This is a genomic window from Chitinimonas sp., from assembly GCF_036568685.1.
Lineage (GTDB): Bacteria > Pseudomonadota > Gammaproteobacteria > Burkholderiales > Chitinimonadaceae > Chitinimonas.
Map to the genome: position 1 here is coordinate 1 of NZ_DATCSC010000072.1, position 25,908 is coordinate 25,908.

20 protein-coding genes and 1 other RNA gene are annotated in these 25,908 nt (G+C 62.4%); 11 read left to right on the top strand and 10 right to left on the bottom strand.

Features of this window, described 5'->3' with window-relative positions:
* The coding region (locus VIM95_RS23390) for an integrase core domain-containing protein (RefSeq protein ID WP_414648469.1) at positions 1 to 124 on the top strand (124 nt) is incomplete at its 5' end.
* 71 nt (positions 125 to 195) lie between these two features.
* Here the strand turns inward: VIM95_RS23390 and VIM95_RS11320 are convergent.
* Together VIM95_RS11320 and VIM95_RS11325 are read right to left on the bottom strand one after the other, a co-directional pair.
* On the bottom strand, positions 196 to 624 hold the full coding sequence (locus VIM95_RS11320) for a hypothetical protein (RefSeq protein ID WP_331985700.1): 429 nt from the start codon (positions 622 to 624) through the stop codon (positions 196 to 198).
* Positions 625 to 665: 41 nt separating this feature from the next.
* Entirely contained in the window at positions 666 to 887 is a 222-nt protein-coding gene (locus VIM95_RS11325; protein ID WP_331985702.1) for a hypothetical protein, read from the bottom strand.
* Positions 888 to 1,883: 996 nt separating this feature from the next.
* Here VIM95_RS11325 and VIM95_RS11330 point away from each other — a divergent pair.
* Positions 1,884 to 2,309 (top strand): hypothetical protein, encoded by a 426-nt coding sequence (locus VIM95_RS11330; RefSeq protein WP_331985704.1) that lies wholly within the window; start codon positions 1,884 to 1,886, stop codon positions 2,307 to 2,309.
* Positions 2,310 to 2,660: 351 nt separating this feature from the next.
* On the opposite strand, the gene VIM95_RS11335 is transcribed toward VIM95_RS11330, so the two are convergent.
* The 3 genes from VIM95_RS11335 to VIM95_RS11345 form a co-directional block, all read right to left on the bottom strand.
* Entirely contained in the window at positions 2,661 to 3,701 is a 1,041-nt protein-coding gene (locus VIM95_RS11335) for a DUF4917 family protein (protein WP_331985706.1), read from the bottom strand.
* Positions 3,702 to 3,753: 52 nt separating this feature from the next.
* Complete coding sequence (gene glnE, locus VIM95_RS11340) at positions 3,754 to 6,429, bottom strand: bifunctional [glutamate--ammonia ligase]-adenylyl-L-tyrosine phosphorylase/[glutamate--ammonia-ligase] adenylyltransferase (protein WP_331985708.1); 2,676 nt, start codon at positions 6,427 to 6,429, stop codon at positions 3,754 to 3,756.
* Positions 6,430 to 6,592: 163 nt separating this feature from the next.
* Positions 6,593 to 9,283 (bottom strand): TonB-dependent receptor domain-containing protein, encoded by a 2,691-nt coding sequence (locus VIM95_RS11345; RefSeq protein WP_331985710.1) that lies wholly within the window; start codon positions 9,281 to 9,283, stop codon positions 6,593 to 6,595.
* A gap of 390 nt (positions 9,284 to 9,673) precedes the next feature.
* On the opposite strand from VIM95_RS11345, the gene VIM95_RS11350 reads away from it, so the two are divergent.
* The 5 genes from VIM95_RS11350 (at position 9,674) to VIM95_RS11370 (ending at position 17,435) form a co-directional block, all read left to right on the top strand.
* Complete coding sequence (locus VIM95_RS11350) at positions 9,674 to 13,495, top strand: YhdP family protein (RefSeq protein WP_331985712.1); 3,822 nt, start codon at positions 9,674 to 9,676, stop codon at positions 13,493 to 13,495.
* Between the two features lie 244 nt (positions 13,496 to 13,739).
* A complete protein-coding gene (locus VIM95_RS11355) occupies positions 13,740 to 14,567 on the top strand; it encodes a carbon-nitrogen hydrolase family protein (protein ID WP_331985767.1) in 828 nt (275 codons plus the stop codon).
* 91 nt (positions 14,568 to 14,658) lie between these two features.
* Entirely contained in the window at positions 14,659 to 16,101 is a 1,443-nt protein-coding gene (gene tldD, locus VIM95_RS11360) for a metalloprotease TldD (RefSeq protein ID WP_331985714.1), read from the top strand.
* The gene (locus VIM95_RS11365) at positions 16,098 to 16,574 is read left to right on the top strand and encodes a GNAT family N-acetyltransferase (RefSeq protein ID WP_331985716.1); all 477 of its coding nucleotides are present in this window, start codon (positions 16,098 to 16,100) and stop codon (positions 16,572 to 16,574) included. The genes tldD and VIM95_RS11365 overlap by 4 nt, the downstream gene beginning before the upstream one ends.
* Before the next feature lie 243 nt (positions 16,575 to 16,817).
* Positions 16,818 to 17,435, top strand: a complete 618-nt coding sequence (locus VIM95_RS11370; RefSeq protein WP_331985718.1) for a GNAT family N-acetyltransferase — start codon at positions 16,818 to 16,820, stop codon at positions 17,433 to 17,435.
* A 3-nt stretch (positions 17,436 to 17,438) separates the two neighbouring features.
* Here the strand turns inward: VIM95_RS11370 and VIM95_RS11375 are convergent, their stop codons facing one another.
* On the bottom strand, positions 17,439 to 18,620 hold the full coding sequence (locus VIM95_RS11375; RefSeq protein ID WP_331985720.1) for a vWA domain-containing protein: 1,182 nt from the start codon (positions 18,618 to 18,620) through the stop codon (positions 17,439 to 17,441).
* A gap of 134 nt (positions 18,621 to 18,754) precedes the next feature.
* On the opposite strand from VIM95_RS11375, the gene VIM95_RS11380 reads away from it, so the two are divergent.
* From VIM95_RS11380 to VIM95_RS11395, 4 genes are all read left to right on the top strand, one after another.
* The gene (locus VIM95_RS11380; RefSeq protein WP_331985722.1) at positions 18,755 to 19,591 is read left to right on the top strand and encodes a ChaN family lipoprotein; all 837 of its coding nucleotides are present in this window, start codon (positions 18,755 to 18,757) and stop codon (positions 19,589 to 19,591) included.
* A 168-nt stretch (positions 19,592 to 19,759) separates the two neighbouring features.
* Positions 19,760 to 21,187, top strand: a complete 1,428-nt coding sequence (locus tag VIM95_RS11385; RefSeq protein ID WP_331985723.1) for a coniferyl aldehyde dehydrogenase — start codon at positions 19,760 to 19,762, stop codon at positions 21,185 to 21,187.
* A 10-nt stretch (positions 21,188 to 21,197) separates the two neighbouring features.
* Positions 21,198 to 21,749: a hypothetical protein gene (locus tag VIM95_RS11390; protein WP_331985724.1), complete on the top strand. Its 552-nt coding sequence runs from the start codon at positions 21,198 to 21,200 to the stop codon at positions 21,747 to 21,749.
* On the top strand, positions 21,742 to 23,370 hold the full coding sequence (locus VIM95_RS11395; protein ID WP_331985725.1) for a GMC family oxidoreductase: 1,629 nt from the start codon (positions 21,742 to 21,744) through the stop codon (positions 23,368 to 23,370). The genes VIM95_RS11390 and VIM95_RS11395 overlap by 8 nt, the downstream gene beginning before the upstream one ends.
* Before the next feature lie 82 nt (positions 23,371 to 23,452).
* Here VIM95_RS11395 and VIM95_RS11400 read toward each other — a convergent pair whose 3' ends face one another.
* The 4 genes from VIM95_RS11400 to VIM95_RS11415 all read right to left on the bottom strand — a co-directional run bounded on the left by VIM95_RS11400 (position 23,453) and on the right by VIM95_RS11415 (position 25,875).
* A complete protein-coding gene (locus VIM95_RS11400) occupies positions 23,453 to 23,647 on the bottom strand; it encodes a YqaE/Pmp3 family membrane protein (protein ID WP_331985726.1) in 195 nt (64 codons plus the stop codon).
* A 27-nt stretch (positions 23,648 to 23,674) separates the two neighbouring features.
* Positions 23,675 to 24,307 (bottom strand): TetR/AcrR family transcriptional regulator, encoded by a 633-nt coding sequence (locus VIM95_RS11405; RefSeq protein ID WP_331985727.1) that lies wholly within the window; start codon positions 24,305 to 24,307, stop codon positions 23,675 to 23,677.
* 134 nt (positions 24,308 to 24,441) lie between these two features.
* An RNA gene (ffs, locus tag VIM95_RS11410) (signal recognition particle sRNA small type) lies at positions 24,442 to 24,539 on the bottom strand.
* Between the two features lie 58 nt (positions 24,540 to 24,597).
* Positions 24,598 to 25,875 carry an EAL domain-containing protein gene (locus VIM95_RS11415; RefSeq protein ID WP_331985728.1) on the bottom strand — a complete coding sequence of 426 codons (1,278 nt, stop codon included), beginning with the start codon at positions 25,873 to 25,875 and terminating at the stop codon, positions 24,598 to 24,600.
* Positions 25,876 to 25,908 lie beyond the last annotated feature (33 nt).

A 25,908-nucleotide genomic window follows, 5' to 3' on the forward strand; every position in this document is an offset into this window, starting at 1 on the left:
GCGCGTCGAATACAACACCGAGCGACCACATAGTTCGCTGGGTTACCTGACCCCGACACAGTTCGCAGAGGCTTGCAAACGGGAGCGGGATTTAACAACGGACTCTAAAAGTGGTTCGTACTAAAGATGGGGGCAGGTCACTATCGACCCAATGCGGTCGTTGACTACCTGGGAAAGCGGACGCGACGCCTGCAATTATTGCGCTTCCTGATATAAGAGAAATTCCTCAGCACTTTGCCGGGCAGAGTAAGGCGCGTCTTGATTTTCGGCTATTAACTTTAACTGCTCTAACCACTTGTCCCGGTTTTGCTGCGTTTCACAAGAATTCAGAATTCTATTGACCATCCATACGCTCAAGCTGGTTGGTTTACGTGCAAGCGAGCGGAGCAACTGAGATTGGTATCCATTCATTGCTTCTATTTCGTGAACTAGTGGCCCTGGCGAGCCAAAGTCAGCTTCCGGGAACCGTTCCATGAGCTTGAACATAGGCTCAATGGTTAACTCTCTATCTGGATAGGAGCTGAGATTGCAAAGTAGCTTATTGAGCAGCCAGGCATTATCGTCCTCATCAGACGGTACAAACTGTTCGAGTTCGTTAATTACGTTGCCAATTACTGGAGACATGAGATTGTGGGCCTGCCGCCTAGGTTGGGTGTTGGTGTGAATTACTCATGACCATCTCTATGTTGGATGGGTGTTGGAGTTTCTTGGCAGTTTTTCAAAACCGCATACTTTCCATCCACCTTAGCAACGAGAGATATTGGAAATGAAGTATCGCCTTGATTCAACGAGATGCGAACCTCCAGGTCTTGGTTTTCAAAAGTACGCAGCTCAGAAATTAACTGGGCAACCGTCTTTCCTCGACTTGTCCATTCCGGATTAGCCATGAAAATTTCCAATGTATGTGAATGAGGAAAAAACAGGGCTCATACAATTAGCCCTTTCGTACACATCCGTTTGAGTGACCGCTTTGCGTCAAAGTTGTCGAGCGGCCGCTGTTGGCCGAAGCCTGTCTCAACCTGCCCTGCACCTCAAGGACTGCTTAGCAGGCGATACCTGACCTTGAGCGATCCCTAACCGGGTACCCGATTACATCCTCCATTTGGGGGACGGCAACCGACCCGAAGCGGAAGGTCAACGCCCACCAATTGCGGACACTCAAAGTATAACGTAGGAGGTGGCGTGCGGCCGAGGTGCCGAAGGCACGAAGGGAACCTAAGGCGCAGCTTTGGTCCATCACGTTGACCGCAAGGTTAGCTTCATTTCTGAATACTTCTATACGATTTTCGCATCCAACTTGGATAGCTGGGATTTGGAGCGAAAAGACTTTCCTCGAATCGGGCGACGATATAGGACATTTCTAATTCTTTTTTGGTAACGATGGATTTGTTGGCACGAAAATTCGCAACGGCTGCTTTGTGAAAAGCACAGAATATTGCCCAGGTCATTAATTTGTGCCATTCACTCCATCCATCCGTATGAGACTCTGCACTATTCCAGATGCGGGAAAGCTGCGGGAAATAACCACCGCTCCCGTCTCGGAGTTCACCATCCGAGATATCGATCTGAGCCGGCCAGAAAAGTGTGGCTTGTCTAAATATTCTCGAGAATTTCATGACGGCAGGGAAAAGCTGTGTAAATGATCTGTCTGATGGGCCAGCAAAGCCCTAAATGGCTGCTTTGCGGCAACATCCCGGAACTTCCGCTCATGGCCGATAGCGGCCACCGCACTACTTTGCCACAAAGCGGACGTCGACGGCGCAGCTGTGGGTTTGACCGACCTTTTCCGGCTAGGTAGCCTGAGGGTCTCCCGCCCTGCGGCTGCACACCCACGCGCCAACGGCGCAACCGGGCAAAGACCCCCACCCAGCTCCCCCGATACCATGCAAAAGCGATTCGCAGTTCTCCTTGTCGCACTCCTCTTCGCACAGGCCACCGCCGCCGAACGCATCGCCACCGACTTCCGCTGCATGACCGGCGGCCCGAACGGCACCATCCACCTGGAGTGGCGAACCATCACGGACACGCCGACGAATTGGGTTGTCGCCTACGTCAAATACAAGAACGCCAAAGCGCCCATCACGCTGGCATTCAAATCGATACAGTCCATCGAGATGGCCAAAGACCGGCCTTCGGAAAACACGACCACCTGGCAGGAAATCGTCGGTGGCAAGATCACCGGCGAGTACGAAATCGTCACGCAGGGCGCAAGGGTCTACGGCTTTCGCTACACCAACGCTCGCAACAGCCAGGTCGTGGAATTTGCCGAGGACATCGCCGCATACAAGGACGATCGCTGCCAGTGGTAGTAGCAGCACGCCTAGGCCAATGCGCAATGGATCTCGATTGAGGCCTGGCGGTGACACTCACTGCTGGTTGATGGGAAAATCGGGGCCAAGTCTTGCATTTTGCACTATCTAGATGCGTGCAAATTACGAGACCAGACCCCAATTTATGCTATCTGGAAGCCAGAAAAGTCATGAACATCGCCGAATCGGATTGCATCTGCGATGAATTCCTGGGGCCGGGTATGGTGCTGAAAGATATGCCGCAGGGTGCGAGCTGATGGTGGCAGTAATCTTTGATACTAACAAAAGAAACGCCTTTGGGCGGCTTTTGGTTGGCATATCATCTTGGTCGTTGATGCATGACTAGCTTATTCAGCTTCCCCATACGTCCGCTGATTTCGCATCAAACATTTTTACTTTTGCATGAAACTTGGTCTGAATTGATTCGATGTGTTTGGCATCGTTGTCGGAGTATACCCCAATGTAAATGCTCCACAATTTTGGTGTTGATTTTGACTGATAATGCGTTGCTCTGTTCAGGGTCTCAATTATGTGTTCATCATAGGGGCCGAAATTAAAGCCAAAAGTTACAAGTGACCCATCGATCTGGGATAGTCGATCAAGACAGAAGGAAAGGTATCTATTATGTCTGATGTGATTTAGTTTATCGTCCCCGCTGCCAGCAGTAACAAAGATCGGGTAGCTTCCGTTGTTAAGTCGGTGCTTAATATTTTCCAATAAATATCCGCTTTGGTCGTATTGCTCCTTAATGATGTCTGCACCATTGTCAAATATGTGTAAGGCTCCGTGCAAATAGTGAATATTTTGCTTGGAGGCGTTTGGTCCCCAGATCAAATCTGACAGAATGGCATCTTCGCCCTTGGTGTATTCAATTGGGTTTTCTATTTCCTGGCCAAATCCATCAATTGGATTTTGAACTCCTTGTCGCATGAGGACCCAGTATAAAAGTAGGTCATAGTTTGTCGTAAAGACTTGACCGCCACTGGATAGGAATAGATTTAGGAATTTTGCGCAAGAGATGCATTGTTCTTCTGGGATTTTATATACATGGTCAGGATGTAGTTCGTGAATGGAATTTAGTAGGCCATTTTTTAACTTTTGGCTTGCTATTTTTATTTTTTCCTGCAGTGAAGGATCTGAGTCAAACGCTTCTAAAAGAGCAAGAGTTGTGTCGAGTTGCTGCATGACTAGTTCAAAATTCTTGGTTTTTATTGCGTCAAATAATTTATTTATTAATACATCTTCTTTGGAGATTAGAAAGTCGTAGAGAGCGTTATAAGAAAATATTTTATGGTCGTAGGCCATGCTAAAGCCATTGCCCATAAGGAGAGATGTTGGTCTTTTTTTCTTTTGAAGCGAGGTGATAACTTCTTGAAAGCTCATAAGGTCCATTGCTTCTCCTGGGGTGTATAAGCGGGAGCTTGCTTGAGGTGTGGAAAATTTTTTAATCAAACACCAAATGCCACAAACACCTCACCGCCTCACAAGCCGGTGCCACCGCCGCCAGTGCCTCCTCACTTGGCGCCGTGCCATTCAGCCGTGCCTTGTGCTGCAGATTGCGTAGCTGGCGGTAGGCCTCCTGCGCAGCCTCGGCGAGGTTGGCGGGGATCAGGCTGGCTTCTGCCGTGGCCTTGAGCAGGGCGATATTGCCGCTGTTGGCGAGCAGGGCCGGCAGGCGGTGGGCGTAGGCCAGGACCAGGTATTGCACGATGAATTCCACATCCACCAGGCCGCCACGGCAGTGCTTTACATCGTCATGCGTCGCCGGGTGGGTCTGCAGCATCTTGTCGCGCATGGCGACCACTTCCTCGCCTAGCTTGTTGGCGTCGCGGCGCTGGCTCAGTATTTCGCGGCGGACTGCCTCGAAGCGCTCGCCGACGGCTTTATCCCCGGCCGCATAGCGCGCCCGCGTCAGGGCCTGGTGTTCCCACACCCAGGCGTCTTCCTGCTGGTAGTGCGCAAAGGTGGCGATGCTCGACACCATCAGTCCCGATGCCCCATTGGGCCGCAGGCGCAGGTCCACTTCATAGAGCGAGCCGGCGGCGGTGAGGGTGCTGAGCCAGCTCATCAGCCGCCGTGCCAGCTTGGCGTAGAGTTCGGCGGCGTCCGGGTGCTCGTCGTCGTAGACAAAGATCAGGTCCAGGTCCGAGCCATAGCCCAGCTCCTTGCCGCCGAGCTTGCCGTAGCCGATCACCGCAAAGCGGGCGGTATCGATATGCCGGCCCGGCAGCTCGGCCCAGGCCCGCTCCAGGGTGACCGAGAGGATCAGGTCGGCCAGATCCGAGAGATGGTCAGACAGCGTGGTCAGCGTGTACTGGCCAGCGAGATCCTGGGCGCAGAGGCGGAACACCTGCTGGTGCTGGAAGTGCCGCAGCACATCCATCTCGGCCTCGGTGTCGCCGGCGTGCAGCGCCAGCTCGGCGCGCAGTTGCTCGCCCAGGCGCGGCCAGTCCGGCGGTGAGTAAAGCAGCCGCGCGTCCAATAGCTCGTCGAGCAGGATGGGGTGGCGGTGCAGATAGTCGGCCACCCAGGGGCTGGCGCTGTGCAGCGCGGCCAGCCGGCTCAGGGTCTGCGGGTGTTCGGCCAAGAGCGCGAGGTAGGATTCGCGCCGGGCGATGGCATCCAGAAAGCGCAGGATGCGGCTCAGGGTTTCGTCCGGGTTGGGCTGGCGGGCGCAGACCTCCACCAGTGGCGGGATGAGCGCATCCAGCCGGCGGCGGCTCTTGTCGGCCAGGGTCTGGTAGCGGCCACCTTGGGCTATGGCGGCCAGCAGCCGTTCCATCTCGGCCGGCTGGTGGTAGCCCAGCGCGGCGAGCTTGTCCTGGCCGGACTGCCCGTCGGCGATGCCCAGCCACACGCCGGCCAGCGGGTGCACCGCGTCGCCCTCGGCCTGCGGCAGGGCAAAGATCTGTTCAAAGTGGCGCGATACGGTATTGCGGTGGCCATCCAGCGCGGTCATGAACTGCGGCCAGCCGGCGTAGCCCATGCTCTCTGCGATCAAGGCGCGGTCGCCCTCGCCAGCCGGCAGCATCTGGGTCTGGCCGTCGTCCAGGTACTGCAACCGGTGCTCCAGATCGCGCAGGAACACGTAGGCTGCCGTCAGCTCGGCCACGGTCAGCGCTTCCAGCTGGCCCATGCTCACCAGCTCGCGCAGCACCTCGCGGGTGGGGCGTATGCGCAGGGCAGGGCGGCGGCCGCCGCGTATCAATTGGAACACCTGGGCGATGAACTCCACCTCGCGTATGCCGCCGGGGCCGAGCTTGATATTGTCGGCAAAGTCGCGGCGTATCACCTCGCGCTGGATCTGCGCATGCAGGTCGCGCATGGAGGCATAGGCGCCGTAGTCCAGGTATTTGCGGTAGACGAAGGGGGTGACCAGCTGCATCAGCCCGGCGGCGTCGCCACCCAGGCCGTCCGGCCCGGTGATGGCGCGGCCCTTGATCCAGGCATAGCGCTCCCACTCTCGGCCTTGCGTGAGCAGGTAGTTCTCCAGCGCGGCAAAGCTCGATACCAGCGGCCCGCTGTCGCCAAAGGGGCGCAGCCGCATGTCCACGCGGAACACAAAGCCGTCGGCGGTCACGTCGTGGATCAGCGCGATCAGCCGCTTGCCGGCACGGGCAAACCACTCGTGGTTGGAGATGGGGCGGGGGCCGTCGGTCTCGCCGTCCTCGGGGTAGACAAAGATCAGGTCGATATCGCTCGACACATTGAGCTCGCGCCCGCCGAGCTTGCCCATGCCCACCACGATCAAGCGCTGCACCTCGCCGCTCTCGGCGCCGATGGGCCGGCCATGGCGCTCGTCGGGCCGGGTCACGCACTCCAGCGCGGCCAGGATGGCGACTTCGGCCAGGTCGCTGACGGTGGTGATCACTTCGTCGAGCTGCGCCAGGCCCAAGAGGTCGCGGCTGAACACCCGCGCCATCACCGCCTGCCGCAGCTTGCGCAGCGCCGGCTTGAGCGTGGCGTCGTCCGCGCCCTGCGGCAGCATGGCCTCCATCTCCGTTCGGCTGAAGGGGTGCTGCAGCCTGGTCTCCAGCTCCGCTTGCAGGGCTGGCTGGGCGGCGAACAGGCGCTGCAGGTAGCGGCTATGGCGGATGGCGTTGTCTAAAGGCTGGCTCATGACCTGAACGGCGATCCTCTTGCGGACCGCTTCGTAGCGGTTGGGTGCTCCATCATAGGGCGAGCCGTGTACCGGGCGAAAGGCCCGCTTGGCTCCAAGCCGCATGGAGCATGAAAAAGGGCACCCGCAGGTGCCCTCAATCCGGCTTGGTCTTGCTACGTCATCAAGCGCCAAAGTGGTAGTTGAATTCCACCCAGCCCTGCCGGCCGTGCGGGCTGTAGTTGCCTACCGGGTAGAAGGGCCAGCCACCGCTCAGGTCCTCGCGGACCTTGTCGAACACGTTGTTGACGATCACCGAGACCGAGGCCCGCTGGTTGATCTTGTAGCTGGCGCTCACATTGGCCAGCGCATAGGGCGTCAGCCTTGCGGTCTGGGCCCCGTTGGGGATGCTGCCGTAGCGGGTGACCTGCAGGGTGCTGGCCCAGTCCGCCTTGGACCAGCTCAGGCTGCCGGTGAACTTGCTCGGCCAGTCGGTGTTGTCCAGCGAGTTCAGGTAGTCGGTGTACGGGTCCTTCTCAAACTGGCGGTAACGGTGGCTCAGCACCTTGGTGTAGTTGCCGCTCAGGGCAAAGTCGCCCAGGCTGTCCCACTTCCAGCGGTAGCGTGCGGTCAGGTCGATGCCAGTGGTGCGCTCGCTGGCGGCGTTGATCGGGTTGACCATCACCTCGCGGATCACATTGGGGTTGAGCACGGCATTGGCCGGGTTGCGGTGTACGCGGGCCAGTGCATCCAGGCACAGCACCGAGTTCGGGTCCTTGGCGCCGGTGCGGCAATCGGCCTCGTCACGCAAGATGGTGTCCGAATCGAGGTTGGTCACCAGATCATTGATCGCAATATGCCAGTAGTCGATCGAGGCATCAAAGCTGCGGCTGGGCGACCACACCAGGCCATAGCCGAAGGACTTGCCGTTCTCCGACTTCAAATCCTTGCTGCCGGTCTGCACATAGTTGGCACCGGGCGACATGTCCTTGAACTCGCAGTTGTCCAGCGGCTGGCCGGCCAGCTTGCAGCGGTAGTAGTCGGTGCTCGATGAGTAGTAGCCGCGGGTTTCGGCGGCAAAGATGTAGTTCATGTCCGGTGCGCGGAAGCTGGTGGCGTAGTTGCTACGCAGCAGCAGGCTGCTGCTGGGGCGGTACTCCAGCCCGGCGTTGTAGGTGAACTTGCTGTCGTTGCGGCCGGCAAACTCGTAGTTGTCGTAGCGGCCCGCCAAGGTGGCGTTGAGCTGCTTCAAGAGTGGGATATTGAACTCGGCCCCGGCGGCGTAGCGTGAGCGCTTGCCGCTCACGTCCTGCGCGCCAGCGGTGTTGTAGTAGATGCCCTGGCCCAGCTGCGGGTCGGGCTTGTTGCTAAAGCCCTGGCTGCCAGCCTCCAGCAGGGTGGCCAGCTTGAGCGCACCGGCCGGCAGGTCCAGCAGCTCGCCGTTGGCGCTCAGGCTCAGGGTCTGGGTCCAAGCCTTGTTGCGGCTTTCGGACGGCGCCACCAGGCTGTTGAATTCCGCCGGGGTGAGCGCGCGGTTGAACCGCGCCGGATCGGGGGCGTAGATCGCCACGCCGTCGCTGTCCACGCCCAGCTTGGGGCCGAGGTAAAAGCTGTCTATGCCAGCCAGGAGGCGCTGGCGGCGGTCGGTGCTGATATAGGACGACGCGCTATAGGCCGCCTCGTAGCCCCAGGTGGTGCCGTCGATATCGCCCCGCACCCCGGCGCTCAGGCTGGTGGCGCGATCCTTCCACTGGCGGTTGAAGCGCTCGGCGCTGCCAATCTCCTCGGGCGCAAAGCGGCGGCTCCATACCTCGTAGGCCTGGGTGTTCTGGTTGTAGATGTAGCCGTTGCCGGCCAGGTCCGAGGTCCAGCTCGGGCCGCGGGTATTGTTCTTGGTACGGTTGAGGCCCACCGCCACATCGCCGAACAGGGTGGTATGGGCGTCGAGCGTGTAGTTCAGGCCCAGGTAGCCGTTCTGGCTTTCGTTGCCGGTCTGGGTGGTCCAGTAGTCCGGGCTGGCGCGGCCGCTGGCGCAGTAGCTACCGCTCTTGCCAGTGAACTTCTTCACGCTGCCTTCAAACGCGCTGGCCAGTATGTTGCAGCTATCGCCCGGGTCCACGTAGCGGCCGGTGTCGAGGTTGCGGCGGGACCAGATGCTGGTGGGGTTGGCGCCGTGCAGGGTAGTGTCGGCCATAAAGTCGCGCTGGCGGCTCCAGATCGGGTCGCGCTGGCTGACTTCCAGGCCGTAGATCAGGCTCAGCTTGTCAAAGTCGCTGCCGCCGCTCAGTTGCAGGCGTTGGTTGGCACCACCGCCACGCTCGGTGGTGCCGGCCTTGAGGTTCAGGTCCAGGCCGCTGGCGTGTTTTTTCAGCACGATATTGACCACCCCGGCGATGGCATCCGAGCCATAGATGGCCGATGCGCCGCCGTTGAGTATCTCGATCCGGTCGATCAGGGCCGAAGGGATGTTGGCCAGATTGACGAAGTTGGTGCCGCCCTCATAGGCGATGGGGTAGTCCGCCAGCCGCCGGCCGTTCACCAGGATCAGGGTGTGGTTGGGCCCAAGCCCGCGCAGGCTGATGGCATTGGCAGCCGGGGTAAAGGTATTGCCAAAGTCGGCACCCTGGGTGAAGCCGGTATTCTGGGTCTGCCCGCTCAGCGCATCGAAGACATTCTTGTAACCCTGCTTCTCGATCTGCTCGGCGGTGATCACGGTCACGCTGGTCGGCCCCTCCTGGCTGGCGCGGGCAATGCGGGAACCGGTGATCACCACCTTGTCGGCGGCGGGTTCGGCGTTGTCGGCCAGGGCGGTCAGGGGTAGGGCGGCGAGGGCGAGTGCGATCGTACTCAGTCGGTTAGCTTGATTTAGGCGCATGGTTACTCTTTTCGTTGTGCGTCGAGTCGGGATGGGGTGGGCTGCTTGTAGCAGCCATAAGTGCGCGCCATGGCTTGTAGCCTTGCTGTGCGGCACTTACTGCATTGCACAATATCAGTGGGTTTTAATTTCCTTTAATTATTTGTGATTGTAAAAAATCTAACTTTTTGGAATATATGACCAATCCCGGTCTGCCCCTGGGCGGCTTGGCAAAATGCACATGGGGCAGATCGGAACGCCATCCTGTATAGGCGGTCTATGTACTGATAGCGCGGGCTTTTGTGGCAAATGTGCCAAGCCAGGCAAACAGCCAAGACGGCTGCGGGCCACCCCGCTAGAATCGCAGCCCTTGCAGACCCTCACCCAGTGCCTCCGCGGGCATGTTCCGTCTTGAATCCGACTGCCCGTCCCCTCCTGTCCTTCCTCAAGCCCGCCGGCCGGCTTTGCCTGGGCGTGCTGCACTGGCACGGCCGTCTCTTGATCTGGCTGCTGGGCATCGCCTTGCTGATCTGGCTGGCAGCCGCCGCCTGGCTGCAGTGGTGGTTCTTTCCCCACCTTGAGAGCTACCGCCCGCGTGTGGTGGCGGAGCTGAGCGAGCGCAGCGGCCGGCCGGTAGCGATCGCCAGCATCCAGGGTGGCTGGCGCGCCTGGCTGCCCTATCTGAGCCTGCGTGGCCTGGAGCTCAAGCACGAGGATGGCCGCCCGGCGTTGGCGCTGGACGAGGTCGATGCGGCACTGGCCTGGTGGCCGCTCCTGATCGGTGAAGTACGCTTTGCCCGCCTGACCGCCCACCGCCCCAAGCTGGAGCTGACGCGAGATGCCGGGGGCGTCATCCGGCTGGCCGGGCTGCCGCTCAATGCCAAGGACAACCAGGACAGCGCCCTGGGCAACTGGGTGCTGCGCCAGCACGACATCGCGATTGTCGATGGCACGGTGACCTGGCAGGACGCCCTGCGCGCCGCGCCGCAGCTGCAACTGGAGCATGTGGACTTCAGCCTCAGCAACCAGCTGTTCGGCCGCCACCACACCCGTCTTTCTGCCACGCCGCCCGCGGCGCTGGCTGCGCCCTTCCAGCTTGAACTCAGCTGGTGGGGGGACGACACCGCCCAGTTCGCACAATGGCGCGGCAAGCTTTCCACCTCGCTGCAGCAGGTTGATCTGGCCGCCTTGGGCCAATGGCTGCCGTACCCGGTCGACGTCCGGCGTGGCAAGGGGGCACTGCGGCTCAATCTCGATTTTATCGGCCTGCAGCCCAAGGGCCTGGATGCCGAGCTGGACCTGCAGGCGGCCAGCCTGCGCCTGGCTCCCGAGCTGGCACCGCTGGATCTGGACCGCCTGGCCACCAAGATGCGCTGGCTCGATCAGGGCAAGGAGCGCCAACTGGCGCTCAGCGATATCAAGCTCGCTGCAGAAGGTAGCCAGCTGCTGGATGGCAGCCATGCCGGCCTGGTCTTGCGTGGCGATGGTGGCAGCGTGGAGTTCGAAAGCCTGACCTTCCCGCGCCTGAGCAATCTCATGCCGGCCATTCCCCTGCCACAGAGCGTGCGACAGCAGCTGCGCGGCACGCAGCCCACCGGTCGCATCGACAAGCTGCGCGCCAGCTGGCAGGGCAACTGGCAGTCGCCCAAGAGTTATTCCGGCCAGATGGCCTTTACCGGCCTGGGTCTGGTCGCACCGGCGCCCATGCCTACACTGGGGCCGCTGGACGGCGACCTGAGCGTGGATACGCAGGGTGGGCGCCTGTCGGTGCGTGGCCAGAATTTCCGCCTGCTGGCACCTGATGTGTTCGAGAGCCCGCTGGCACTGGACAAGCTACAGCTGGCGCTGGACTGGACCCGTTCCGGCCGCAGCTGGACGGTGAACCTGCGCGACTTTGCCGCCAGCAATGCCGACGTGGAAGCCACCACCACGGCCACTTGGCAGTGGCCGGGTGAAGGATTGGGGGCGCTGACCCTGAACGGCAAGGTGGCCCGCCTGACCGCAAACAAGGTGGCCGACTACCTGCCGGTGAGCCTGGGACCGGATACCCGCGCCTGGCTCAAGGCCAGCCTGACGGCGGGTGACGCGCGCGACGCCACCTTTGTGCTCAACGGCCCGCTGGCCGATTTCCCCTTTGCCGATGGCAAAAAGGGCGTCTGGGAAGTGGTGACCCAGGCGCGTGGCCTGACCCTGGACTACAGCCCGGGCTGGCCGGCGGTGAAGCAGCTGGATGGCGAGGTGCGCATCAAGGGCAACCGGCTGACCGTGCAGGCCGGGGGGCAAATACTGGGCACCCATATCGAGCATGCCAGTGCGGTAATCGAGGACCTTGCGCACAGCAACAGCGTGCACGTCGAAGGCGATGTGAAGGGCAGCAGCCCGGAGTTCTTCCGCTTTATTGCCCAGAGCCCGCTGGACAAGACGCTCGGGGGCCTCGGTAGCATGGCACGCTCGGCCGGCGACGGGCGACTGGGGCTCAAGCTCGACATCCCCTTCGACAATGCCGACAACACCCGCGTGGCAGGTGTCTACCGTATCAGCGGCAACCGTTTGCAACTGGGCGATACCATGCCCGAGTTGACCGATTTGCACGGAGAGGTGCGCTTCAGCGAACAGGCGGTGGCCGCCAAGGGCCTGCAAGCCAATACCCTGGGCGGCCCGGTGAGGGTGGACCTGGCGACCGCCCCTGGTGGCGCGGTGCAGATTGCCGCCGTTGGCCGCATGGACAGCACCTTGGCGGCGCGTCGCTATGGCGTGCCTTATGCCGACCGCCTGAGTGGCAGCAGCGACTACAAGGTTGGCGTGAGCCTGCCCAAGCAAGGTTGGCAGTTGAACGTGGAGGCCCCGCTCAAGGAGACCCGCATCGACCTGCCGGCGCCGCTGGGCAAGGCCGTGGGCGAGGTGCGGCCGCTGCGGCTGAACCTGGACGCCAACGACAAGTCTGAACAGTGGAAGGTGGCGTTGGCCAGCATCGTCAACGTGGAGTTGCTGCGCAGCCCCGGCCCCACCGGCTGGCATACCGAGCGCGGCGAGATCCATATCGGCGCCGGGCTGCCCAATACCGCCAACCGCGGCCTCTGGCTGACGGTGAACCTGCCCGAGTTTGCGCTCGACCCCTGGATCAAGTTCTTCGATGCGCCCGCGACCGGCGCTAGCGAGCCTCCCTCGCTGGCGGGGCTGGAGTTGCGCACCGGCAAATTGGTGGTGGCCGGCAGCCAGCTCGACGAAGTCATGCTGCGTGCGCTGCCTCAGGCCGACGGCGCCTGGCGCCTCTCGGGCAGCAGCAAGCAGATCGAGGGTAGGGCGGATTGGTCGCCACAGGGCAAGGGCAAGCTGCACGCTCGCCTGGCTCGGCTGGTGCTGCCGTTGCCAGAGGTTGGCGATGCCAAACCGGCCGCCAGGAGCGAGCAGCGGCAACTGCCAGCACTGGACATCACGGCCGACGATTTCCGTTACAAGAACCATGCACTGGGCAAGCTTGAGGTAAAGGCGCAACAGCAGCGCGACAACTGGTTGATCGACGGTCTGACGCTGGAGAATCCCGACGGACGGCTCGCCATGCAAGGCGTGTGGCAGCCCACGGGGGAGGATAACGGCACGCGGGTGAAGGTCGATATCGCCTCGGATAACGTGGGCAAGCTGCTGGGCCGCTTTGGCTATGCCGAGACCATGCGTAGCGGCAGTGGCTCGCTCAAGGGTGACCTGGCCTGGCGCGGTTCGCCCCTCTCGCCCGACTACCCCAGCCTGAGCGGCAACCTCACGCTCAAGGCCGAAAGCGGCCAGTTTGCCAAGATAGAGCCCGGTGTGGGGCGGCTCTTGGGCATCCTCAGCCTGCAGTCGCTGCAACGCCGGCTGACCTTGGACTTCCGCGACGTCTTCAGCGAGGGCTTTGCCTTCGACCGTATCGAGGGCGATAGTAGGATCGTGCGTGGCGTGATCTCGACCGACAACCTGGTCATCGTGGGGCCTGCGGCGCAGGTGCTCTTCCGCGGCGAGGCAGATATCGCCCGTGAGACACAGAAACTGCGCGTGCGCATCGTCCCCACGGTAGGCGACAGCGTGGCGGTGGGGGCCGGCGTTGCGCTCGCCAACCCGGCCATTGCAGTAGGTGCCTTTCTGCTGCAGCGCGTGTTCAAGGACCCACTCGGCCGGCTGGTTGCTTATGAATATGACATCACAGGGCGCTGGGACGATCCGCAGGCGGTGCGGGTCGGGACTTCAGCTACCAAATAGGAGCCGCTGACAAAACCCAGCGTAGCGATTCTGACTTCCCCGCAAGGAGGAGGCCGTGGTTGTAAGGTGCTGAAGCACCAACAACCACGCTCAGGCGTGCAAGCGCAGACAGTACGGTTAGTACGGCAAGCTTGCACAACAACGTCAGAAGGGTTTTGTTAGTGGCTCTAGGGCGCCCTACCCGAGAGGGTAAATAACAAGGAGTACACCTATGTCGACCCGTGCCCATTCCACTCAAAAGACCATGACCGGCGCACTTGGCGAAGGCGGGCTGCGCGTCGCCGCCGTGCAGATGGCCTCCGGCCCCTCGGTCGCGGCCAACCTGACCGAAGCCGAGGTGCTGATCAAGCTGGCCGCCAAGCAGGGTGCCAAGCTGGTGGTATTGCCTGAATACTTTGCCATCCTGGGCCTCAAGGACACCGACAAGGTCGCGGTACGCGAAAAACCGGGTGAGGGCCCCATCCAGGAATTCCTCGCCAAGACCGCCAAGAAGCTGGGCATCTGGCTGGTGGGTGGCTCGGTGCCGTTGTGGACCGAGGACCCGAACAAGGTCAAGAACACCACCCTGGTCTTCAACGACCAGGGCAAGCAGGTGGCCCGCTACGACAAGATCCACCTGTTCGGCTTTGAGATGGGCGCCGAGAAGTACAAGGAAGAAGCCACCATCGAGGCCGGCGACGAGATCGTGGTATTCGATTCGCCCTTTGGCCGGGTGGGTCTGGCGATCTGCTACGACCTGCGCTTCCCCGAGCTCTTCCGCCGCATGCAGCCGGTAGACCTGATCGTGGTGCCGGCTGCCTTTACCGAGACCACCGGCCGCGCCCACTGGGAAACGCTGGTGCGCGCCCGCGCGATCGAGAACCTGGCCTATGTGGTCGCCTCGGCCCAGGGCGGCTTTCACCGCAATGGCCGCGAAACGCACGGCGACAGCATGATCGTCGATCCTTGGGGCATTGTGCTGGACCGCCTGCCACGCGGCTCGGGGGTGGTGGTGGCCGAGCTGGACCAGGACTACAAAGCCCGCTTGCGACAGAGCCTGCCAGCGCTGAACCACCGCGTCCTATCCTGTTGAATTCCAGACTGACTGGCCCAAGGTCGGTCAGGCACCCAATTCGAGTGCGTTTGCCGCTAAGGCGGCGCACCAACCGACTAGAAGAGCCACTATGAGCCAGAGCGCCCTCGCGACCGCCGACCACTACCTCTTGACCCCCTATGGGCTGGATGATGCCGCCCTCGACAAGGTGTTCGGCGAGATCATGTCCCACCAGGTGGACTATGCCGACCTCTACTTCCAATACAGCCGCGCTGAGGGCTGGAGCCTGGAAGAGGGCATTGTGAAATCCGGCAGCTTCAATATCGACCAGGGGGTGGGCGTGCGTGCCATCCAGGGCGAGAAGACGGCCTTTGCCTATTCCGACGATATCAGCCTGGCTGCGCTGCAATCGGCAGCGCACGCCACCCGCGCCATCGGCTACCAGGGTGGTACCGGCAAGGGCGGTGTAGCGCGGCTGGGTAACGGTCGTGACCTGTACCGCCCGCTCGATCCGATCGCGAGCCTGAGTGAGGCCGACAAGGTTGCCCTCCTGGAGCGGCTGGAGAACTACGCCCGCAGCCTGGACCCGCGCGTGATCCAGGTCATGGCCAGCCTCGCCGGTGAATACGAGGTGGTCTATATCGCCCGCCATGATGGTCACCGCGCTGCCGACGTACGCCCGCTGGTGCGCGTGGGGGTGCAGGTGATCGTGGAACAGAACGGCCGGCGTGAATCGGCCCATGTGGGTGGCGGCGGTCGCTATGACTACAGCTACTTCAATGACGAGGTCCTGCAGGGCTACGCCCGCGAGGCGGTCCGCCAGGCCGTGGTCAACCTCGATGCCCGGCCGGCGCCGGCCGGTGAGATGCCGGTGGTGCTGGGCAGCGGCTGGCCCGGCATCCTGCTGCACGAGGCCATCGGCCATGGGCTGGAAGGCGACTTCAACCGCAAGGGCAGCTCTGCCTTCGCCGGTCGGGTGGGCCAGCGGGTAGCGGCCAAGGGCGTGACCGTGGTGGACGACGGCACCATCCCCGACCGCCGCGGCTCGCTCAATGTGGACGACGAGGGCAACCCGACCCAGCGCACCGTGCTGATCGAAGACGGCGTGCTGCAGGGCTATCTGCAGGACAACCTCAACGCCCGCCTGATGGGCGTGGCGCCAACCGGCAATGGCCGGCGCGAGAGCTATGCCCACCTCACCATGCCACGCATGACCAATACGGTGATGATGAATGGCGACAAGTCGCCCGAGGAGATCATTGCCTCCATGAAGCGTGGCCTCTATGCCGTGCAGTTCGCTGGCGGCCAGGTCGATATCACCAGCGGCAAGTTCGTGTTCTCTGCCAGCGAGGCGTATTGGGTCGAGGACGGCAAGATCCAGTACCCGGTCAAGGGTGCAACCTTGATCGGCAACGGCCCGGACGTGCTGACCAAGGTAGGCATGATAGGCAACGACCTCAAGCTCGACGCCGGGGTGGGCACCTGCGGCAAGGAAGGCCAGAGCGTGCCGGTGGGCGTGGGCCAGCCCACGATCCGCATCGACGGTGGCCTGACCGTGGGCGGCACGGCTTGAGCGCCGTTACCCTGCGCGCCATGGATGCGGCGAGCTTCGCCGCTTTCCAGGCCTGGAGCACGCCGGCCTACGCCGCCAGCAATATCAAATCCGGCCGCTGGACCGAAGCCGAGGCGCCAGCCAAGGCCCAGGCCCAGGTGGCGCAACTGCTGCCGCAAGGGCGGGAGACGCCCAACCATCACTTCTTCGATGTGATCGATACCGCCGGGGCGGCGGTAGGCGTGCTCTGGTTCGCCCTCAACCCTGGGCTCGCCGGTGCGCAGGCCTGGGTCTACGAGATCATGATCCAGCCTCAGTACCGCGGCCAGGGTCTGGGCCGCGCCACCATGCAGGCCTTCGAGGCCGAGGCACGCAACCTGGGCGCCACCAGCCTGGGGCTCAACGTCTTTGGCTACAACGAGCCGGCGTTGGCGCTCTATCGCAGCCTGGGCTTCCTTCCCACCGCCATCCAAATGGCGAAGCAGCTCGCCTAGTGCCGAAATCGCACAAATGAACTGGCCTAAGCTGTCGCTTCCCCTCCACAGGGAAAGCGCAGCATAGTTGGCCGTGCGGCACATAGGGTTGCTGTGTTGCAACATGGCTCGGTTTGCCACATTGCAATACCTTCAGGCTGTCTGTAGATAGTCTTTTGTGCGGCGCACAAAGCCCATAAGGCCACGCCGTACGGAGGCAGCACGGCACCGCTTTCCCCTACCGGAGAATGCCTGGAGAACGCCATGTCCGCGATAGATACGCCTGAAACCGAGTTATTCCTGGTCAGCCAGCTGCACCGCAGCGATGCGCCGGCCATGCTGGAGCACCTGTTGGGCCTGGGCGAGGCCGACCGTACCCAGCGCTTCAACCAGAGCTGCGGCACTGCCGCGATCGAGCACTATGTTGCCGGGCTCGAATACGACCGCGACGCCCACTACGGCGTCTGGCTGCCGGAGCGGCAGCGCCTGATCGGCCTTACCCATCTGGCCATAGATAGCCAATACCGCTTTGCCGAGATCGGCGTCAGCGTGGATGCCGGCTTCCGCCGCCGTGGCGTGGCCAGCCGCATGCTCAAGCGCGCCATCCTGCACGCCTGCAATCACGGTGTGGCCGAGGTGGTCATGTACTTTCTGCCTTACAACACCGAGCTGATCGAGCTGGCGCGGCGGCAGGGCATGCGCTTGAGCGTTGGTAATGGCGAGGGGATTGCCCGCCTGGCGGCTAGGGAGCCCAGTGTTGGCAGCCTGGCGGCAGAGTGGCTGGAGAGCATGGGTGAACTGACTACCCGCAGCCTGCAGCACCTGGCCGACGGCAGCAGCGAGGCTGGCGAGCAGTTCAAGAAAGCACTGCGGGCCGAGTAGGCCTTAGTTGCTGGTCTGCAGCTTGCGCATCGCAGCCTCCAGGCCGGCCGGCGTAAGCGGGAACATACGGTTGTCCATCAGCTCGCGCGTCATGCGTAGCGATTCGGTGTAGTCCCAGTACTGCTCGTCGACCGGGTTGAGCCAGACGGCGTGCGGGAAGTGCGCCAGCAGCCGCTGCAGCCAGACCTGGCCAGGTTCCTCATTCATATGCTCGACCGAGCCGCCGGGGTAGCTGATCTCGTAGGGGCTCATGGTCGCATCACCCACGATGATGAGCTTGTAGTCGCTGGGGTAGGTATGCAGCATATCCAGCGTGGGTAGCCGCTCGCTGTGGCGCCGCCGATTGTCGCGCCAGACCGATTCATAAAAGAAATTGTGGAAGTAGCAGTGCTCCAGGTGCTTGAACTCGGCGCGTGCTGCCGAGAACAAGCCCTCGCAGACTTCGATATGGTCGTCCATGGAGCCGCCTACATCCAGGCATAACAGCACTTTGACCGCATTGTGCCGCTCATGGGCGAACTTGAGGTTCAGCCAGCCGCCGTTGTCGGCGGTGGCGCGGATGGTGCCGTCCAGGTCCAGGGTGCTGGCCTCGGCCTGGCGGGCAAATTGCCGCAAGCGCCGCAAGGCGACCTTGAAGTTACGGGTGCCCAGCTCGCGCCGGTCGTCAAAGTCCTTGAACTCGCGCTGGTCCCAGACCTTTACGGCGCGCCGGTGGCGCGAGCCATCCTGGCCTATGCGTATGCCTTCCGGGTTGTAGCCATAGGCACCGAAGGGGCTGGTACCGCCGGTACCTATCCATTTGTTGCCACCCTGGTGGCGCTCCTTCTGCTCGGCCAGCCGCTCCTTGAGCGTCTGCATCAGCTTCTCCCAGCCCAGCCCCTTGAGCTGCGCCTTTTCTTCCTCGCTCAGCTGCTTTTCCACCAGCTTGCGCAGCCAGTCCTCGGGTATGGCGGTTTCCAGGTTTTCGAGCAGGCTCTCCACGCCCTGGAAATACTGGCCGAAGACTTGGTCAAAGCGGTCGAAGTACTTTTCGTCCTTGATCAGCACCGCACGGGCCAGGAAGTAGAACTCATCCAGGCTGCCGCTGACCACGCGGGCGTCCAGCGCTTCCAGCAGGGTCAGGAATTCCTTGACCGATACCGGTAGCTTGGCGTCACGCAGGCGGTAGAAGAAGTCGATCAGCATGGTGGAGCGTAAGGGGAGGGGACGGCCCGTATTGTCCCCGCGCCAAGCCATCCTGTCATCGCTCAGGGCATGGCTTCACGACAAGGCGTCTTGTAGATAATAATGAGAATCATTTTAATATTTGAGGTGGTACCGTGCCTGCTCTGCGCCTTATTCCCGTACTGGCTACCAGCCTGGTGTTCGTTGGCCTTGCCGGCTGCGCTACCGTCCCGAGCGCTGAGCCGGGGCTGGCGCAAGCCGAGGCTGCCATGCAGGGTGCAAACTGGGTGTTGCTGGGTGAGGTGCACGACAACGCCGCTGTCCATGAGGCGCGCTATGAAGCACTGCGCCGAGCGGTCGAACGTGGCTGGCGGCCTGCTATCGCCATGGAGCAGTTCGACCGTGAGCGACAGGCCGATCTGGACGCTGCCCGCAAGCAGCGCCCGCACGATGCCGGCTACCTGATCGCCCAGGCCAGCCCCGCCAAATCCTCCTGGAACTGGGACTACTACCGCCCGGTGGTGGCCTTGGCCCTGCAGTACGACCTGCCCATCGTTGCGGCCAATCTGTCGCGCACAGACGCCAGCAAGGTCGCCAGGCTGGGCTATGCAGCTGTGCTGCCCGAGCCGCTGATCAGCCGCTACCGGCTGGACCAGCCGCTCGATGCCGCCTTGCAGGCCGGTCAGCGGGATGCCATAGACCGTGGCCACTGCGGCCAGCTACCTGCCGCGGTGCTGGACGGCATGGTCAAGGCGCAGGTGGCGCGCGATGTGGTCATGGCCGAGGCGCTGCGACCCTACCGTGAGCGCGGTGCCGTACTGCTGGCCGGGAACGGTCACGTAAGGCGTGATTTGGGCGTGCCGCGCTGGCTTGCAGGTACGCTGTCGGTAGGCCTCGTGGAGCAGGCCGATGCCCAGGCCTATGACCGCAGCCAGCAATTTGCTGCCGCCCAGCGCGACGATCCCTGCGCCGCCTTCGGCAAGCGCTCCTGATCTTTCCGCCCTGTTGCGCGGCCGATACGGGTAGATCGGCTTGGCGGCTGGTGCGCAGGCCGGCCTGTCGTGCTTTTTCAAAAATCGAGCAAACGCTCGACAGGCCTGTGTCCCGCTGTTTTAGAATGAGTGCATGACAAGACGCCCGAGCGACGGGCGGAGGACGACATGCACGCCCAATTCGAGCCCCACGACAGCCAGGCCGAGAAGACCCGTTTGCTCACGCTGTTTGAGCGTCAGCGCGCGGCCTACGCTGAGCAACCCTTCCCGGGCGAGGCGCTGCGACGCGACCGCATGGCGCGGCTACGCAAGATGCTGCAGCAGCATACGGATAACTTCTGTGCTGCCATCGCGGCCGATTTTGGCCACCGCTCGGTGCACGAGACCCGCGCCATGGAGCTCATGCCCACGCTCTCCAGCCTGCGCCATGCCGAAAAGCATCTGCGCCGCTGGATGAAGCCGCAGCGCCGTGGCGTCTCCATCTGGTTTCGCCCGGCCAGTAATACCGTGGTGCCACAGCCCCTGGGCGTGGTCGGCATCATCGTGCCCTGGAACTATCCGCTGCTGCTGGCTGCCCGGCCGCTGGTATCGGCCTTCGCCGCCGGCAACCGCGCCATTATCAAGATGTCTGAATTCACCCCTCGCTTTGGCGAGGCACTGCGCCAGGCCTTCAGCGAATACTTCGATGAGACGGAAGTCGCCGTGGTCAACGGCGGCGTCGAGGTGGCGCAGGCCTTCTCGGCCCTGCCTTGGGATCATCTGTTGTTTACCGGCTCGACCGCGGTTGGTAGGCAGGTCATGCGCGCCGCGGCCGATAACCTGACCCCGGTTACCTTGGAGCTGGGCGGCAAGTCACCCACCCTGGTCCATGCCGACTTCCCCATCGAGACTGCCGCCCAGCGTATTCTCTACGGCAAGTGCCTCAACTCGGGGCAGACCTGCGTGGCGCCGGACTATGTGCTTCTGCCCAAGGGCAAGGAGGCCGAATTCGAAGCGGCCGCCCGCGCCTCGGTACAGCGCTGCTACCCCAATATTGCCAGCAACCCGGACTACACCAATGTGGTGAACCACCGCCACCTGGACCGCCTGCGCGGCTACCTGAAGGACGCTGAGGAAAAAGGCGCCCGCGTGGTGCCCCTGGCCGACTGCGACCCTGCCAGCGGCAAGCTGGCGCCCACTCTGGTGTTTGGTGCGACGGACGAGATGAAGGTGCTGCAGGACGAGATATTCGGCCCCATCCTGCCGGTCCTGGCCTATGACACGCTGGACGAGGCCATAGGCTACGTCAACGCCCGCCCGCGGCCACTGGCGCTGTACTACTTCGACTATGACAACAACCGTATCTCGCAGGTGCTCAGCCGTACCATCTCGGGCGGCGTGGGCATCAACGAGACCATCCTGCACTTTGGCCAGGACGACCTGCCGGTTGGTGGAGTAGGGGCTTCCGGCATGGGCAATTGCGATGGCCGCGAGGGCTTTGAGACCTTTTCCAAGCTCAAACCGGTCTTTGCCCAGTCCCGCCTCAACGGCATGAAGCTGTTCTACCCGCCCTACGGCAAGCGGATAGAGACGCTGCTCAAGCTGATGTTGCGCTGAGGCCATGAACATGAACCGCCGCCAATTGCTCAAGACCGGCGTGGCCGGCGCCGCGCTGCTGGGCGTCGCCCGGCTGGCCTACGGGCCGCTGCAGCCCGATCCGCTCTACCCGGCGTCCAGCGGGGCCAGCTTCCAGGTGCTTGATGCGCAGAGCCGCACGGCGCTGGCGGCCATTGCCCGGGTCATGCTCAAGGGCGCCTTGCCCTCGGTCCCGGCCGAGTACGCGGTCGCGCTGGAGGAGGTGGTGCTGGGTTGTGACAAGGCCATCGCCAGCCTGCCGGGCACGGTACAGCAGGAGGTACGTGACCTCTTGGCCATCCTCAACGGCCGGCTCAGCCGGCGCTGGCTGGTGGGTGTCACCCGCGACTGGTCCAGTGCCTCGGATGAGGACATTGCCCACTTCCTGACCCGCTGGCGTTATTCCTCCCTTTCGCTCATGCGCAGCGGCTACCAGGCCCTGCACCAGATCATCTTCGCCGCCTGGTACGGCAACCCCCGTTCCTGGGTCGGCATCGGCTATCAAGGACCTCCGCCCTTTATGAAGGACTACTGGCATGCCTAAGGACATCATTGCCGAAGGGCTGGCCAGCGGCGCCTGGGATGTGCGCGACGCCGCGACGCTGACCGCAGACCAGCAGCTCGAAGCTGACGTGGTCATCGTCGGTACCGGCGCCGGTGGCGGCGTCGCCGCCGAGATACTCAGCAAGGCTGGGCTCAAGGTGCTGCTGCTGGAAGAGGGCGGCCTGCACTATGCCTCGCGTGACTTCAAGCTCAGCGAGGCCGAGGCCTACCCATCGCTGTATCAGGAGTCGGCCGGCCGGCAGACCCGCGACAAAGGCATCACCATCCTGCAGGGCCGCACCGTGGGCGGCTCGACGGTGGTGAACTGGACCTCCAGCTTTCGTACGCCGGTCACCACGCTCTCGCATTGGCAGAGTCACTTTGGCCTGCAGGACCTGACCGAGTCGGCGCTGGCGCCCTGGTTCCAGCGCGCCGAGCGGCGGCTCAATGTGATCGACTGGCAGGTAGAGCCCAACAAGAACAACCAGGTGTTGATGGATGGCGCCGACCGTACCGGCATCCATTGGGCCAAGATCCGCCGCAACGTCAACGGCTGCCTGAACCTGGGCTACTGCGGCATGGGCTGCCCCGCCAATGCCAAGCAGTCCATGCTGGTCACCACCATTCCCACGGCATTGGCCCAGGGGGCGGTGCTGATCAGCCGGGCCAGGGTCGAGCGGGTGCTGCATGAAGGTGGCAAGGCGGTCGGTGTGGAAGCCGTCGCCATGGACGCCGCCGGCATCCAGCCCAAGGGTGTGCGCTTGACCATCAAGGCCAAGACCGTGGTGCTGGCCGGTGGTGCCATCAATACCCCGGCGCTGATGCTGCGCTCCGGCCTGCCCGACCCGCATGGTTTGATCGGCAAGCGGACCTTTCTGCACCCGGTCAATATCTCGGGCGCGGTCATGCCCTTCAAGGTCGAAGGTTGGAGCGGCGCGCCACAGAGCATCTATTCGGACCACTTCCTCGACACCATGCCGGTGGATGGCCCCATCGGCTACAAGCTGGAAGTGCCGCCACTGCATCCGCTCCTGGCTGGCATCACCATGAGCGGCTTTGGCGACAAGCACCGCCACCTGATGGCCCGCTTCGACCGCCTGCAGGTGATCCTGGCGTTGATGCGCGATGGCTTTCACGAAGGCAGTCAGGGTGGCACCGTGGGTCTCAAGGCAGACGGTACGCCACTGCTCGACTACCCGATCAGCGACTATGTCTGGCAGGGCATGCGGCATGCCTACCTGACCATGGCCGAGCTGCAATTCGCCGCTGGCGCCAACCGGGTGCTGCCCATCCATGAAGACACGCCGTCCGAGGGCTACGCCAGTTGGGCCGAGGCGCGCGCCAGCATCCGATCGCTGCCTTTGGAAGTGCTGCGTGCCAAGGTGGTGTCTGCCCACGTCATGGGCGGTGCCGGCATGGCGGCCAAGCCTGAGCAGGGGGTGGTGAACAGTGAGGGGCGCTTCCATCTGCTGGACGGGCTCTACGTGATGGATGGCTCGGTCTTCCCGACCTCCATCGGTGCCAATCCGCAGCTGTCCATCTACGGCCTGACTGCCCGCAATGCCAGCCGCCTGGCTGAGCAATTGACCGGTAGGCCTGCGGTCTGGCCTGCATCCGTTTGAGTACCGGTGCCGGTAGATCCAACAAAAAAGCCACCTCTGGGTGGCTTTTTTGTTGGATCTAAAGAATACGAGAGGTCACGAGTTAACCCCGGCGCCCCAGGGCAGCCTCGATCTTGCGGTCCGTTTTATATTGCGACAGCGAGTAAACCGCCCAGATCGCCGCGGGTATCCAGCCCAGCACGGTGATCTGCAGGATCAGGCAGATGATGCCGGCAAAGGGACGGCCGATGGTAAAGAACAGCAGCCAGGGCAACAGCAGGGCAATCAGGAGACGCATTACTCACCTTTCGGGTTGTCGTTCGGGTCAACTATTGCGGTAGCGTGCCTCGATTGCCTCGAACTTGTCCAGATAGTCGGGTTTGACGTAGGGCTTGAACAGCGACAGCACCTGGCGTGCGCCGATCTTGCCGGTCTCTTCGCTGATCGGGCGGTCGGGGTGGATGGTCTGCTGGAAGGCAAACCAGAATTTCACCACCAGCCAGGTATTGGTCGCCAGTGGCACGATCTCGGTGGGCTTCATGTCCATGAAGCCGATGGCAGCGAACTGCCCCAGGGCCTTGGCCAGAATGGGGCCCAGCTCGTTCTTGACGTAGCTGTGGTAGTCGTCGCGCAGCTGCGGGCTGCGGCTGAAGAGGCCCGGCAGGTCGTAGAACATGAAGCGGTATTGCCACATCGCAGCAAAGGCGGCGTCCAGGTAGCGGCCCAGGTCGTCCGGTTCCAGCAGGCGATGCTCGGGTATGCGCAGATGCTCACGCATGTACTCCAGATACATGAGGAAGATCTGGTAGACGATCTCTTCCTTGTTGCGGAAGTGGTAGTACAGATTGCCAGGGCTGATGCCGAGATGGGCCGCGATATGGTTGGTGGTGATAGGACGCTCGCCGTGCTCGTTAAAGAGCTGCAGGCTTTCCTGGATGATGCGGTCGTAGGTCTTCATGGCCATCGCCAATACGTAAGAATGACGTAAGTTTACTACGTCCTGAGCAGAAACTCTAAAATGCCATTGGCAACGACAAAATCACGTCGGCCCTGGGTGGGTGGACATGCTCAAGAAACTGACAGGAAGGGGAGGGTGGCGAGCCCGACCCCCGGCACTTGCCTGCATCGCTGTGGCTGCTTCCTTCCGGACCTGACCAGGTTCACGACTTGGCAATGCGGGGAGACCCGCCATGGTGTGACAACATTCGCCGCCAATGCAACGAACGGCGCCATTGTAACACCACCCGCTCAGGCCGTCGAATCCCGCCAATGGATATCGCCGCAAAGCACGTGGGGCTTGCCATCCAGCATCAGGCCCAGCGACAGGGTCACGCATTGCTCCTCACCCACGATGGAGAGATAGGGGCGCGAAACCTGCAGTTCACCAAAGCGCTTCATGGCTTGCCGGAAGTAGTGCCGGCGCGACCAGATGGCGCCGCGTGCATCGTCCAGGGGCGAGAAGCGCGGCATGGCGCCATCGCTGTCGGCCACGCCCGAGAGATTGGCGCCGACCTGGCGCCCTTCGGCATCGAGCAGGAAGCAGCGGATGGCCGCAGCCTCTGCCATGAAGGGCAGCGCCGCGATATCGAAAGCCTCGCCCTCGCCTAGCCGGGCTGCACCCTTGAGCAGTGCTGCGCTGTAGGGGGCCAGCTGTTTCTGGGTATGCTCGATTTCACCGCGCACGTGGCTGTTGAAGTGCTGCCAAAGGCTGTCGAACAGCGGATGGGGCGGCTCGGCCGGCGCGAGGCCAGGACCAGGACGGGCGAAGTAGTAGCCCTGCACCAGGTCACAGTCGGCCTCCAGCGCCAGCAGCGCTTCGGCCTCGGTTTCTATGCCCTCGGCCAGAACCAGCGCGCCAGCTTCATGCAGGAGGCTGACAAGGCCTGGCAGGATCAACCGTGCCTTACGGTTCTCGGCTGCATCGGCAATCAGGGTGCGATCGAGTTTCACTATATCCGGCCGCAAGCGCCAGACCCGGTCCACATTGGAGTGGCCGGCGCCGAAGTCGTCGATGGCGATCAGGCAGCCAATATCGCGGAAATAGTCCACCGCATGCGATAAGGAGCGGTGGTTCTCGATTGCGGTCTCCAGCACCTCGACCACCACCCGTTCGGGTGGCATGCCCAGTTGCGCCAGCATCTCGGGGAAGAAGCGCCCGTACTGGCCTGCGTGCGAGAAGGCATTGGGCTCGGCGTTCAGGAACAACCAATGTGGCGGCTCGCCGGCACTGGCCAGGTGATCCAGGAAGTTGCGGGTGTGCAATAGGCGGGACAGGCGGTCCAGCGTCACCAACTCGGGCTCGGAGCGGGCCGAGGCAAATACCGTGTAGGGGGACAGCGCCTTGCCGACCGATGTCCAGGCCCGCATCAGCCCTTCGTGGCCGACCACGCGCTTGTGTGCGAAGCTGTAGATCGGCTGGAAGTGGCTATGCAGCACGAAGCCTGCGTGGTGGGCAACATGCTGGGCGCCATGGCACTCCAGCAGGCCGAGCAGGGCGTCGAGTTGATAGGGGGCGAGATTGGACATAAGCGGTTGCTGATTTTATACGAATCAACAGGC

Excerpts from the sequence above, each read along its gene's own strand:
- VIM95_RS11335 (WP_331985706.1), bottom strand. The coding sequence starts at position 3,701 with ATGGACCTTATGAGCTTTCAAGAAGTTATCACCTCGCTTCAAAAGAAA.
- VIM95_RS11385 (WP_331985723.1), top strand. The coding sequence starts at position 19,760 with ATGCACGCCCAATTCGAGCCCCACGACAGCCAGGCCGAGAAGACCCGT.
- VIM95_RS11370 (WP_331985718.1), top strand. The coding sequence starts at position 16,818 with ATGTCCGCGATAGATACGCCTGAAACCGAGTTATTCCTGGTCAGCCAG.
- VIM95_RS11355 (WP_331985767.1), top strand. The coding sequence starts at position 13,740 with ATGACCGGCGCACTTGGCGAAGGCGGGCTGCGCGTCGCCGCCGTGCAG.
- glnE (WP_331985708.1), bottom strand. The coding sequence starts at position 6,429 with ATGAGCCAGCCTTTAGACAACGCCATCCGCCATAGCCGCTACCTGCAG.
- tldD (WP_331985714.1), top strand. The coding sequence starts at position 14,659 with ATGAGCCAGAGCGCCCTCGCGACCGCCGACCACTACCTCTTGACCCCC.
- VIM95_RS11375 (WP_331985720.1), bottom strand. The coding sequence starts at position 18,620 with ATGCTGATCGACTTCTTCTACCGCCTGCGTGACGCCAAGCTACCGGTA.
- VIM95_RS11400 (WP_331985726.1), bottom strand. The coding sequence starts at position 23,647 with ATGCGTCTCCTGATTGCCCTGCTGTTGCCCTGGCTGCTGTTCTTTACC.
- VIM95_RS11415 (WP_331985728.1), bottom strand. The coding sequence starts at position 25,875 with ATGTCCAATCTCGCCCCCTATCAACTCGACGCCCTGCTCGGCCTGCTG.
- VIM95_RS11325 (WP_331985702.1), bottom strand. The coding sequence starts at position 887 with ATGGCTAATCCGGAATGGACAAGTCGAGGAAAGACGGTTGCCCAGTTA.
- VIM95_RS11390 (WP_331985724.1), top strand. The coding sequence starts at position 21,198 with ATGAACCGCCGCCAATTGCTCAAGACCGGCGTGGCCGGCGCCGCGCTG.
- VIM95_RS11395 (WP_331985725.1), top strand. The coding sequence starts at position 21,742 with ATGCCTAAGGACATCATTGCCGAAGGGCTGGCCAGCGGCGCCTGGGAT.
- VIM95_RS11330 (WP_331985704.1), top strand. The coding sequence starts at position 1,884 with ATGCAAAAGCGATTCGCAGTTCTCCTTGTCGCACTCCTCTTCGCACAG.
- VIM95_RS11405 (WP_331985727.1), bottom strand. The coding sequence starts at position 24,307 with ATGAAGACCTACGACCGCATCATCCAGGAAAGCCTGCAGCTCTTTAAC.
- VIM95_RS11345 (WP_331985710.1), bottom strand. The coding sequence starts at position 9,283 with ATGCGCCTAAATCAAGCTAACCGACTGAGTACGATCGCACTCGCCCTC.
- VIM95_RS11320 (WP_331985700.1), bottom strand. The coding sequence starts at position 624 with ATGTCTCCAGTAATTGGCAACGTAATTAACGAACTCGAACAGTTTGTA.